At 66.4% G+C, this 12,473-nt stretch carries 7 protein-coding genes; 3 read left to right on the forward strand and 4 right to left on the reverse strand.

All coding sequences use genetic code 11. The annotated features are described in order from the left end of the window. Window positions 1-139 precede the first annotated feature (139 nt). Together FOY51_RS18240 and eccCa are read right to left on the reverse strand one after the other, a co-directional pair. Window positions 140-1,567, reverse strand: a complete 1,428-nt coding sequence (locus FOY51_RS18240; RefSeq protein ID WP_149431694.1) for a type VII secretion-associated protein — start codon at window positions 1,565-1,567, stop codon at window positions 140-142. Then, window positions 1,549-5,559, reverse strand: coding sequence for a type VII secretion protein EccCa (gene eccCa, locus FOY51_RS18245; RefSeq protein ID WP_149431695.1), 4,011 nt, complete (start codon window positions 5,557-5,559; stop codon window positions 1,549-1,551). Before eccCa ends, FOY51_RS18240 begins: the two co-directional genes overlap by 19 nt. A 300-nt stretch (window positions 5,560-5,859) precedes the next feature. On the opposite strand from eccCa, the gene eccD reads away from it, so the two are divergent. After that, the gene (gene eccD / locus FOY51_RS18250; protein ID WP_353961377.1) at window positions 5,860-7,254 is read left to right on the forward strand and encodes a type VII secretion integral membrane protein EccD; all 1,395 of its coding nucleotides are present in this window, start codon (window positions 5,860-5,862) and stop codon (window positions 7,252-7,254) included. Further along, window positions 7,251-8,690: a type VII secretion-associated serine protease mycosin gene (gene mycP / locus FOY51_RS18255; protein WP_235916475.1), complete on the forward strand. Its 1,440-nt coding sequence runs from the start codon at window positions 7,251-7,253 to the stop codon at window positions 8,688-8,690. Before eccD ends, mycP begins: the two co-directional genes overlap by 4 nt. Here the strand turns inward: mycP and eccB are convergent. Continuing rightward, window positions 8,624-10,105: a type VII secretion protein EccB gene (gene eccB, locus FOY51_RS18260; protein WP_149431698.1), complete on the reverse strand. Its 1,482-nt coding sequence runs from the start codon at window positions 10,103-10,105 to the stop codon at window positions 8,624-8,626. The two genes, mycP and eccB, sit on opposite strands and share 67 nt — an antisense overlap. Window positions 10,106-10,220: 115 nt before the next feature. Between eccB and eccE the strand changes: the two genes are divergently transcribed. Continuing rightward, on the forward strand, window positions 10,221-11,861 hold the full coding sequence (gene eccE, locus FOY51_RS18265) for a type VII secretion protein EccE (protein WP_149431699.1): 1,641 nt from the start codon (window positions 10,221-10,223) through the stop codon (window positions 11,859-11,861). Between the two features lie 6 nt (window positions 11,862-11,867). Here the strand turns inward: eccE and FOY51_RS18270 are convergent, their stop codons facing one another. Further along, window positions 11,868-12,422: an NADPH-dependent FMN reductase gene (locus FOY51_RS18270; RefSeq protein WP_149431700.1), complete on the reverse strand. Its 555-nt coding sequence runs from the start codon at window positions 12,420-12,422 to the stop codon at window positions 11,868-11,870. Between the last annotated feature and the right edge of the window lie 51 nt (window positions 12,423-12,473).

Consider the following 12,473-nt stretch of genomic DNA (forward strand, 5'->3'; position numbering starts at 1 on the left):
CCTCTCCTTCGCTACGTAATGGTGGAGACGACCCCCCCGCGGGAATCGGCTGTTCACCCCTTCATTTGATTGGACGCATGATTGCGCCCAATCGGTTCCATCAATATGGAAGTTTCTCGAGATCGTCGCCGGGTGTGGGTCATGGGTCGACAGTCATGCCGCGCACAACCCGCTCACAATCCCCCGCAATCGCGTCCCACTCGTCGGTCAAGAACTGGCAGCCGATGCTGACCTGCATGTCGTTCTCGACAACGACATGCCATTTCACCTGCGAGCTTCCATCTGGAGATTCCTGGTAGGCCAAGCCGTCGCGGCCCCCGAACAGCGCGCCCCGTTGGAGGTCGCCGAACACCCCACGCTTCGCCGGATCGGCGATTTTCCTTGCCAATGTTGCGGCAACCGCGTCGTATCCGACACCTTCCCTGAGTGTGTTCTGCATCACAATGATGCGGCGGTCCGCTCCACCGTTCGGCACGAGTTCGAGTCGAGAATCGCGCGGCGGCGTGGTGTCCGCCGCGTCCGGTCGGGTGCGTTCATGCCACTGCGCAGGCAATTCCAGGTGCACACGACCCGCATCGATTTCCGTGATCTGGGCAGCGGTGGTCGTCGTCGGTGTGGACGAGGTCGGCACCGCAGGCGCGGAAGCCGCGATGATCGGCTGCGCCGTTGTTGTGACGACTGTCTGCGGCGCACCATCGCCGGAGCGCAGCAAGCCGATCGCTCCTGCCACCAGCGCGATCGCGAGCACCCCCGCTCCCGCCAGCACTGCCGTCCGCGGGCGTGAATGCTTCGAACGGCGCTCGCGCAGTGTCGGTTCCAGCCACGTCGCCGTCGGCGTCCGCAGCACGGGCGGGACGGCCACCGGCGTGTATTGCCGTTCCATGTTCCGAAGGACAACGCGTTCGTCGACGGCCGCGACGGTCGGTGGTGTTCCCGCGAACCGTCCCGTCACGGCGGCACCGACACCCTCGATATCGCACGGCCCCCACACCACAACGGCATCGACCGTCCTGTGGTCAGCCACCGCAACGGCGAGAGTCGCGATTGCGCCTGCGCTGCCGTCGTATCCGCCGCCGACGTTCGGCTCGTATTCGCACGCCACCACTCGACAGCCGCCTGGTTGGGCGACGACGTAGCTGGCCGTCAACGACAGCGAGGTGCACTCGACGACCACGACGCGGGCGGCCTGCACGTCACCGGCATCGGCGATCGCGACGGCGGTCTGCACGACGACCGCTTCACGGGCAACCCGATGTACGGCCGCTACCAACGCTTCTCGCCGAGCCGTGCCCCACCGCGTCGGGTACGGCAGCACCAGCAGGTCGGCGGGCGTGGGTGCTCCGACTCCCGCCATCGCCGACCGCAGCACGTCGGCCACCGCGTCGGGCACCGGGACGGCGCCACCGCCGATCGCGACGTGATCGTCGTCGATGAGATCGAACGCGGTGAGCGCGAGCGGTCCGGCTTCGGTGCCGTCGGCACGCCATTCCGCACCCCGATACCGGGCGAGGATGCCCGAATTCGTCAGGGCCACAACGACCGGCGAGGTCACAGCGGTGGCATCCACGCAGTCTGGATCAACCCGGTGCGCGCCCGCGTCACCAAGGTGCCGCGGCCCGGCGGCATCGGATTTCCCTTGACGGCACCGATCAGGTTGCCTTCGTCGCGACTGCCGCTCATGACCAACCCACCTGAGCCAAGATCGCGAATCCTCGAGATGACTGGTTCGTACAGAGCTCGCGACGCACCGCCGGATCGGCGCGCGATGATCACGTGGAGCCCGATGTCCTTGGCATGCGGAATGAACTCGAGGATCACGGACAGCGGATTGCCCATGTTGCTGGCCACCAGGTCGTAGTCGTCGACGACCACAAAGATGTCCGGTCCGTTCCACCACGACTGCTCTCGAATCTCCTGCTGAGTGATGGCCGGTCCAGGCATACGCCCGCGCAGGATGCTTGCCAGCTCGACCATGTTTGCGGAAAGCACCGCCTCCGAAGGTGCGTAACTCGCCAGGTGATCCGACTCGACGACGCCGAGCATGGTGCGCCGGTAGTCGCCGATGATCAGCTTGGCCTGCTCAGGCGCATTCGAGGCAACGATTCCCTCGCAGATCCCGCGCAGCAGCGTCGACTTGCCGCACTCGGTGTCGCCGAAGATCAGGAAATGCGGCTGATCGGCGAAGTTCAGGAACGTCGGAGCGAGCTCCGCCTCGTCGAGTCCGATCGGGATCATCCGATTCTTCACCGACGGATCGAGGCGGGACGGCCAGTTTCCTGCGGAGCGCAGCAACTCGTCGCGATCGAGGCGCTCGGGCAGCATGCGGACTCGCGGCGCCGGGCGACCACGCGATGCCGCCGAAACGGCAGCAACCGCTTCGGCGACACCGACGCCGAGGCCTGCGGGATCCGAGACCCCGTCCACCCGCGGCAACCCGATCAACAGGTGCAGACCGTCCTTGGTCATACCGCGACCGGGCCGACCTTCCGGGACGAGAACGGCGGTACGGCGGCCGAGCTCCGAATCGGCCGGATCGCCGAGTCGCAACTCCAGTCGGGTGCCGAGCTGATCTTTCAGCGCAGGCCGAATCTCGCCCCAGCGCGATGCGCCGATGATCACGTGCACACCGAACGAAAGACCCTGCGTCGCGAGGTTGGCGATCTCCTGCTCGAGCGCGTCGAATTCCTGGCGAATGGTGCCGAACCCGTCGATCACCAGGAACGCGTCGCCGAACGGATCGTCGGCAACGCCGGCAGCGCCCGGACTGCTGCGCGGATCCGAGGCCCGGAGCCTGCGGAATTCGGCCATCGATTCGACGCCGAGCTGACGGAACCGCTGCTCACGCATGCGGACGATCGACACCATCTCGGCAACGGTCCGGCGGACCCCGTCCGGATCAAGGCGACTCGCCACCGAACCGACATGCGGGAGGCCCGAGAGTCCTGCGAGGGTACCGCCACCGAAGTCGATGCAGTAGAACTGCACCTGCTGCGCCGAGTGAGTCATCGACATCGACATGATCAGCGTGCGCAACGCCGTCGACTTGCCCGACTGCGGACCGCCGACGATCGCCGCGTTGCCTTTTGCGCCCGACAGATCGATGACAAGCGGATCGCGCCGCTGGTCGTAGGGGCGGTCGATGATGCCGATGGGCGCTCGCAGCGTCGCCATCGGTGCCGTCGGCTCGGTGAGCACAGACCTCGGTAGCAGTTGATCCAGCGTCGACGCCTCGTCCAACGGCGGCAGCCACACCTCGTGCGCGGGCAGCCCGCGTCCGTGGATGCGTTCGACCACCGTCTGCAGAATCGTCGGACCCTCGCCGTCGTCGGTGGGTTCCGGCATCAGTACCGGCATGCGCGTGCTCTTGACCGGGTCGAGGGCGACGAGGCGCGCGGTGAACGCACGCGATCGCAGGTCGACGCGGTCGTCGTCGATCACCGTGACGTCGCGCGAACCGCCGCCAACGTACGGACCGGAGACGTAGGCGCCCTGGAACCGTTGAATCTCCGACGCATCCGATTTCAAGTAGCCCGCACCAGGAGTGCCCGGTAGGTGATACGCGTCGGGAACGCCGAGCACGGTGCGGGACTCGTTGGCGGAGAACGTCTTCAGGCCGATACGGTAGGACAGGTGGCTGTCCAGCCCGCGTAGCTTGCCCTCGTCGAGGCGCTGCGATGCCAGCAACAGGTGCATGTGCAACGAGCGGCCGAGTCGGCCGATGGCAACGAAGAGGTCCGCGAATTCCGGCTGCTGGCTGAGCAGTTCAGAAAACTCGTCGACCACGATGAACAGGGCGGGAAGCGGATCGAGATCGGCTCCGGCGGCACGAGCCTTCTCGTAGTCGGCGACGTTGGCGAAGTTGCCTGCCGCACGGAGCAACTCCTGCCTGCGGTTCATCTCACCCGCGAGCGCGTCCTTCATACGATCGACCATCGCCAGCTCTTCGGCGAGGTTGGTGATGACGGCGGCAACGTGCGGTGCACTGTCCAGACCGAGGAACGTCGCGCCGCCCTTGAAGTCGACCAGTACCAGGTTGAGCTGTTCCGGCGAGTGCGTGGCCAGCAGGCCCAGCACCAGGGTGCGAAGGAACTCCGACTTCCCCGAGCCCGTCGCGCCGATGCACAGGCCGTGCGGGCCCATGCCGTTCTCCGCGGCTTCCTTGAGGTCGAGTTCTACCGGACTGCCATCCGCTGCGAGCCCGAACGGCACCCGCAAGCGGTCTCGGCCGTACCGCGGCCGCCAAGCGTGCTCAGGGTTGAATGCGCCCACGTCGCCGAGCCCAAGCAGCTGGCTCCAACCGGAGATGGTCTTGCCGTCGTCGGTCTTGTCGTCGGCACGGTGCGACGGCGCCCGATACGGCGCGAGGCGGCGGGCCACCATCTGCGCCTGATTCGCACTCATCTGGTCTGCGGTCGCGAAGGTCTCGATGCCGATGCCGCTACGCGCGCCGATCTCACCGTTCTCGATCACCAACTGCAGGCCACGAGTCGCCGCGAGCCGAGCGCAATAGTTGCTCAGGTCCAGCACCGTCACCGAATCGACGCCGCCGTCGGTGATGATGTCCGATTCCCGATCGGAATCGAGCAGACCGCCGTCGACAACAACCACGATCTGCGCGACGCCTGTCTGCGGTGGCGCACTGCGCGAGTACTTGTTCCGCATGAGCAACTGCGCTCCGAGCGCCGCGTTCAGTTCCAGGATCGAGCCGTAGACCATCCGCTGGCTGCCGACTCCGTCCACCGCGTCGGGATGCTGTGCGTGCGGAAGCCACTTGGCCCACTCCCACTTGGGCGCGGTGTCCGGTCCGCACACGATCGCAAGTTGCAGCTGATCCGGACCGTGGAACGTGCACAGCTGCACCAGCATCGAGCGAACAAGCGCCCGAGTGGCTTCGCGATCGCCGTCGAGGGAGATGGCAGCGAACCCGCGCAGCGACACCGCGGTCGGCAGATCCTGCACCACCGAATGTGCGCGGACGAACCGCCGCAACGACACCGCCGCAACGGGTTCCAGCTCTTCGACAGGCCCCGTTTCGGGTGCGATCAGCCGGGTCGCCAAGCGCTGGCTGCCCCTGCCGACGCGCACGTGACAGTAGTCCTGATCGGTGATGCGGCGTTCCCACATCCGGCTGGTGCCTGCCAGGGTCCACACCAACTGGGGATCCGGGTGACTCCAGGCCAGCGCGGTGCGCTGCTGGTCGCCGGTTTCGTAGACGTCGCTGCGTAGCTGATCCAGGTAGCGCAGATAGTCTTTGCGGTCCTCGTTCGCCTCCGCGGGCTTCGCGCCGCCACGGCCTTGACCAGCGAACATGCCCACCATCGAGAAGACCATCATCGCGGGAAACAGCATGCTCATCGGGTTGGCGCCGAACCCGCCGGAGGTGAACAGCAGCGCCATCATGCCGACCATGGCGACAACCATGACGATCGGCAGCATCTTCATCAGCAGGTTGCCGGGGGTGGTCCGTGGTATCTCGGGCGGCGGCTGCAGAGTGACCTCGCCCCCGGGCGATCTCGGCACTTCACGCCGAGCTTTCCGCTGGAAACGAACCGTACTCATGACATCGTGCCCATCAAAAGAACTCCCCCTGAAAATGCAACGATCGCCGCCCGAACAATCGCGTAAAGAGTGCTCAGGTTAACCCACGAGTGGCGAACCGGCAGTGCCCGCTCCCCACGTCGGCACCCGGCTCATAGTAGGGGTACGCACCGACATGTCGTACAGTCGTCGAGCATTCACAGGTGCGGGTGCGGCCCCGCACCAACCCGAGTTGGGGGGGACATTTTGACGCACGCCCGCACAGATCTGGGGTTCGACGACGCAACGAGGGGCCAATTACGGGCCCCTGACCTGTGTCGATTGACGATTCTGGCTCAGCGCACACAGGTCGATCTCGCGGTTCCGCTCGACGTTCCCGTCGCGCTGTTGATCCCCGGCATCGTCGACATGATCACCAGCCACGGTCGAACCAACGAGTTCGACGACGACGTGGAGCACTTCGAGCCCAAGCAGTGGGTGCTGGCCCGGGTCGGCCAGCCACCACTGTCGTCGACGCTCAGCCTCGGCGAGCACGGCGTCAAGGACGGCGAGCTCCTGATGCTGGAGAGCGCATCGGCAACCGCGCCTGCGCCGCTCTTCGACGACATCATGTACAACGTCGCGAGCGCCGACGCGGACACCTATCGCCGGTGGACGCCCGCGAGTGCGCGCACGCTGGGCTCGATTCTGGCGGCGGTGGCCACCGTGACCGGCTGCTTCTCGCTGCTGTGGTCGGGTGCCGGATCCGACGACCTGATCGGCGGCATCTGCGCGCTGTTCGTGACGCTGCTGCTGTTGATCGCAGGCACGGTCGCGAGCCGCGTCTACTACGACCAGCGCAGCGCACTCGTGTTGTGTGGCTGTGCTCTACCTACTGCCTTCAGCGCAGGCCTGTTGTTCGTGCAGGGCGACCTTTCCTGGGCGCACACGTTGCTCGCGACGGTGACCGTCGGCGCAACGGCCGTGTTGGCACTGCGCATCAGCGGTGTCGGGCTGACCCTGTTCACCGGTGTCGCCGCTGTGGCGTTCTTCGTGGCACCCGCCGCGTTCGTCGGACTGCTGACCGAACATCCGTTGCGGGCTATCGGCGCGGTACTCGCCGGAGTTGCGTTGGCCGCGTTGGTGTTCGCACCTCGCATCGCGATGTTGTTTGCGAAACTGCCGCTGCCCGCGGTGCCGGCTCCCGGCACATCGATCGATCCACTCGACGACGACCCGAGCGATCACCGCGCGATGCCGACGTTCGCCGAGTTGAGCGCGAAGTCCGAGCGCGCACGGAAGTACCTGACCGGCCTGATCGCGGCGACCGTCGCCGTGACGGTCGGTGGTGCACTTACCGCCGCCGAGACCGCCTCTTCCGGCGGCATCTATTGGCCCGGAACCGCTTTCGCCATTGTGTGCGCCGTTGTGCTGATGTTCCGCGGTCGTACGTACTCGAGTGCCGAGCAGGCGATCACGCTGATCGCCGGTGGCGCAGTCGTTCTCGTCGCTCTGTTGATCGGGGCAGCGATCGCCACGGATGCGCCGCTGATCGTGTTCGGCGCCGCACTGGTCCTCGCCGTGGCCGCGTTGGTGCTCGGAGTTCTTGCGCCGAACCGGTCGTTCTCACCGCCGATGCGTCGTGCTGTCGAACTGCTCGAATACGCATGCATCGCGGCGGTGGTCCCGCTGGTCTGCTGGGTCGCGGACCTCTACGGATTGATGCGCGGGCTGTGAGCTCGCGCAGCCGACTGCACCGCGCGGCGCGCATCGTCACGGTCGGCGCTGTGCTCACGCTGAGCGCATCGTTGGGCCAGGGCACGTCGTTCGCCGATCGACCACCGCCGATCGATCCGGGGCGGCTGCCCGCCGACGGCCAGCCGTCGCCGCCGGAGAAGACCGAGTTGCGCAACAAGTGCCTGAACACGGTCAAATCGACACCCGGTCCGGAAATCCCCACCGCACAACGCGATCTGAACTTTCAGGCCGCCTGGAAGTTCACCAAGGGCGCGGGCCAGACGGTCGCCGTCATCGACACCGGCGTCGCCAAGCATCCGCGCCTACCCGGCCTGATCCCCGGCGGCGACTACGTCGGTGACAGCGATGGCACCGACGACTGCGACGTGCACGGGACCGTGGTTGCGGGCCTCATCGCGGCGTCACAGGTGAACGGCGACGGGTTCTCCGGCGTCGCACCCGAAGCCAGAATCATGACCATTCGCCAATCCTCGGATGCGTGGCAGGAGGCGACCTCCGCCGACCGCCCGAAGGAGGGCGAGAATGCGGAGGGCTACGGCAACGTCAACACGATGGCGGCCGCGGTGGTGCACGCCGCGAACATGGGCGCCACCGTCATCAACATCTCCGAGGTCGCCTGCTCGACGACGACGATGAACGACGGCGCTCTCGGCGCAGCGGTCCAGTACGCCAGCCTGGTCAAGAACGTCGTCGTGGTGGCCGCCGCAGGCAACAACGATCACTGCCAAACACCCAATCCGGGCCTGGATCCGTTGCACCCCAACGGCGATCGGTGGGATCGGGTCGCCACGATCGTCACGCCCGCGTGGTACGACGACTACGTGCTGGCCGTCGGTTCGGTCGACAACCAGGGCGCACCGTCCAAGTTCACCGTCGCGGGCCCGTGGGTCGATGTCGCAGCACCGGGCGAGTCCGTGACGTCGCTCGACGCACGCGGAACCGGGCTGGCGACACAGAAGGTGGGCGACCAGGGCGGTCCCGCATCCTTCACCGGCACCAGCTTCGCCGCACCGTTCGTCTCGGGCACCGTCGCACTGGTCCGCGCCCGCTTCCCACAGCTGACCGCGCAGCAGGTGATCAGCCGTATCGAGGCCACCGCGCATGCGCCCGCCGAGGGATGGAATCCGTCCGTCGGGCACGGTGTGATCGATCCGTACGCAGCGGTCACCGACGAGGTTCCGCTCACCGGATCACCCACGGATGCACCGCATTCCGAGCAACTGGCAGCTCCGGCCGTGCCCGCCCCGCCGAATCACGGACCGCGCAATGCAGCCCTGATCGGGTCGAGCATCATCGGCGTACTGCTCCTGCTCGGCGTGCTCGCGTCCTTCCCGCTGCGACGTCGGTTTCAGTTCCCCGCCGTGCCCGACGACGGCAGGGCTGCAGGCGAATCGTCCGGCGCGACGCCGTCGTGAGCGACCAGCGCTTCCTCACGGCCTAGCGCGGGACCGGGCGCGAGCAGCGACACGATCGACCACGGAGCGGGCTCCGGATTCGCGGTGAAGCCGAGGTCTTTCGCCGCCTCGGCGTCGGTGACGCCGTAGCGAACTCCGGTGTCCGAGACGAAGAACAAGCTGTCCTTGCGCCGGCTGCCGGGCTCGATGCCGGTGGTCTGCACGAAGGCGCCGTCACCAGGATGCACGTACACGGTGTCGGTCTTGTCGCCCGCGCCGTCCGCTTGGGCAAGGGTGACCATCTTCGCGTTGCCGGGGATCGGCAGCGAACGGCCGGTCAGGAGCGTCATCTCGGCGCCGGTCGCGCCCTGTTCCGCACCGCCCGACACCGGCTTCCAGCTGAGGCAGCTCACCGGCTTGTCACTCGAATTCACCACGGAGGGAGCTGAATCCGGAAACGTCGAGACGTCGAGCTGATCGACGGTCGGCGCTTGCGTGAGAGCATCCGGCGTCAACTTGGCAATGTCCGTCATGCCCTGGGAATCGCTGAATCGAATCAGCTCGGCCGTGGCGGAACTGATCGGCTGGATACCGTCGCGCAGCACCACGTAGTTCTGTTTCACATCACCGCGCGGGACCTGAACGATGGCGCCGACCTTCTCCCCCGGCATCGAATACAGCGGCGGCGACCCGGCACCGTCGATCTTCGGCGGCGCAATCGCGGGCACCTCGGGAATCGCGTTGAGCAATCCCGAGCTGACCGGTCGCGGCACGGCGCCTTCCAGTGCAAGAGCATTGGTGACCGCACGGTTGTTCAGATCGATCTTGGCGCGCTTGCCGTCGTAGACCAGGTAGGTGTCGGTCTTACTCTTCAGCAACAACGCTTCTCCCTTGCCGAGCGCTGAAATACCCTCGCCCAGTTCAGGATTGCCGACGACCACGGAATTGGTGATCGAATTGCTGCCGTCGGATCCGATGGCGTCGCACACCGACCACGCACGCCCGGTGCCGTTGGCATCGAACGGCAGAGCCGACGGCGCGCCGGGGATTCCGACGAGGGCACCGCGCGGCTTCTTGTCGAGTTCGGATTCTTTGACGATGGCGGGCTTGTCCGCGCTACCTGCCGCCAACCGTGCCGACGCCAGGTTCATGACCGGATGCACCACGTTGTCGAGCACCACGAACATGGCACCGGAATCCTTGCCGATCACGATCTTGTTGTCCGCCATCTTGTCCTGCGGCCTGATCAGCGCCAGCACGGCACACGCTGCGAGCCCGAGCGACGCCAGAACCGCCCCCACCGCGAGAGCCCTGGACTGCGACCGCATCGGATCGTGCAACATCCGGACATCCCGGCGGACCAGGGCATGTTCCATCCTGCGAACCAGAAATCTGTATCCGCTGACTTGCCACCGTGTAGTCGGCTGAGACGGCATTTTTCCTCCCCCGAGCAATGCTCATATTCGCGTGACACAGTACAGTTCCCCGAAACGCAGGTTCGGCGGGTGTTGCGAGCCCGCGATGAAAGTGAAGTGACTCGGGGGAGCAGCAGTGGATCGATCTGGGGCGGGACCTGGGCCGTTGGTCGGCCGAATCTCGATAGCCAACCTGGTGGTGGCACAGCTGATCGGCGGAATCGCCGGAGCGATCGCGTTGATCTCCGGGCTCGACGTGCTCCCCGCGCTGGGGATTGCCGTCGTCGCAGCGTTGATCGGGCTGATCCGAATCGCCAAGCGATCCCTGCTCGACTGGATCACCACCGCCTGGCACTACCTGACCAGGAAGGACTACGACCTCGGTCAGACGGTCGACTACCGCTCCCCTTCGGGTCGCTCGCTCGGCCTGTACTGGGAGCAGAGCAGGGTGGTCGCCGTCGTCGAGGTGCTGGCGCCGCGGGGCGGACTCACCCGAATCACCCGCGAAGCCTTCGATTCCTCGCATCGGCTGCCGATGGTGGAGCTGGCGCAATGCCTCACCCAGCACGACATCAAACTCAGTGGCATCGACATCATCAGTCACGGCTATCGCACCAGAGCGGGCACGCCTGCGGGCGGCGTGTACGAGCAGCTGATCGGGCCCCTTCCCGCAACCGCGGTACGCACCGTGTGGATCGCGATCAGCCTCGACGCCGCAACCAGCGAAGAGGCGGTCGCACGACGCGGTGGTGAGACCGAGGGCGCATCGCGTGCGGTCACCGTCGCCACTCAGCGAATCGTGCGTGCGCTCGACGACGCGGGCTGCCGTTCCCGCATCCTCACCGCCCCCGAGATCCGCGAGGCCGTCCTGCAAGTCACCGGTGGCGCCGATCCGACCGCGCTGACGCAACGGTGGCGGCACGCCGACGTCGGCGAGAACGTCAGCATCGGTTCCGCGATCGATCCCAACAGCCTGGGTTCGGCCCTGCTCGCGAAGCTGTGGGTCGCGCAGTCGCGCGGCACCAGCGTCGCCGTCCGGTTGCGTCCGGGAGCGAATCCCGATTCCGTGAAGGTCGGTGCTGCGTGGCGCTTGGCGTCGCACACCGTTCCGAAACGGACGCGAATGAGCGGCATGGTGTCGATGAACGGCCGCCAGCGCAACGGCGTGCTCGCACATCTCCCGATTGCCGTCGGCGACCTCGAAGACGACATCCCGATCCGAGAGTTTCCGATCGTCGACGTCGATCGGCTGCATCTACCGTCGTCGGGCTGCGGCCAGCTGATCGGATCGGACGAACAGGATCAGGGCATCGCGACCAGGATCGTCGGGTCGGGCATCTCCAGCGTGTACCTGGCGGGTGAGCTGTACCTGGCGCAGCAGATCGTCTTCCGCGCGCTCGCTGTCGGCGCGAAGGTCCTGATCAGGACCGATCGCCCGCATGCCTGGGAGAACCTGGTGTCCTCGATCGCTCTGCCGGAGCGGCTGTTTCTTGCCGGCGAGCAGCATCATTCGGATTCCGGGTACAACGCGATCATCGTCGACGGTGTGATCGCACCGCCGCCGCACGCAGGCGTCACCACGATCTATCTGACCAGCGATCCGAGTTCGTGGCCGCCTGCCGAACCCGACGTGTCGATTCATCAGCCCGGCGGCATGGGCAACCACGTCGTATTGAAAACCGGCACCGCGACGGTCAATTTGACTGTGGTGAGCATTCCCCGGGAAGCCGCCTTCATCGGTCAGCCACGGGGAGCACGGGCGTACCAGCATCAGTGACGCTCGCTAACCGGGGTACGGGATCTCCGCGCGCGCTTGCCGTAGCGCATCCGCCCACCAGGCAAGCTGGGTGAGCAGCCGATCGGCGGCATCGATCGCCGCGCCGTCCTGCGTCTCACCGTTCGCGTCGAACTTCTTCTTCGCCTGGTGAAAGCTGACCGTTTCGCGAATCGACACCATGTGAATCTCCGCGACCACCTGGCGTAACTGCTCCGTCGCCCGCAATCCGCCCGACAGTCCGCCGTACGACACGAAGCCGATCGGCTTGGCACGCCACTCGAACTTGGCGTTGTCGAAGGCTGTCTTCAGCGCGCCCGGGTAGCCATGGTTGTACTCGGGAGTGACCACCACGAAGGCATCGGCGGTGGCGAGTCGAGCACGGAAGGCTTCCACACCCGTCGTCACCGTCAGGTCGGCGGGGAGCGGCGTGTCGGCCAAGTCGATGACGCCGACATCGAATTCGGTGTGGGCCTGCGCCCGGCGAACGAACCACTCCGCGACGGTGGGCCCGAATCGCCCTTCCCGCACACTCCCGACGATCACCTCGAGGCGCAGTTGCATGGCCGCAACCCTATCCCCGACCGCCGGGGTATTGTCTGCGTACTCTGAATC

Source organism: Antrihabitans cavernicola, assembly GCF_008297975.1.
Taxonomy (GTDB): Bacteria; Actinomycetota; Actinomycetes; order Mycobacteriales; family Mycobacteriaceae; genus Antrihabitans; species Antrihabitans cavernicola.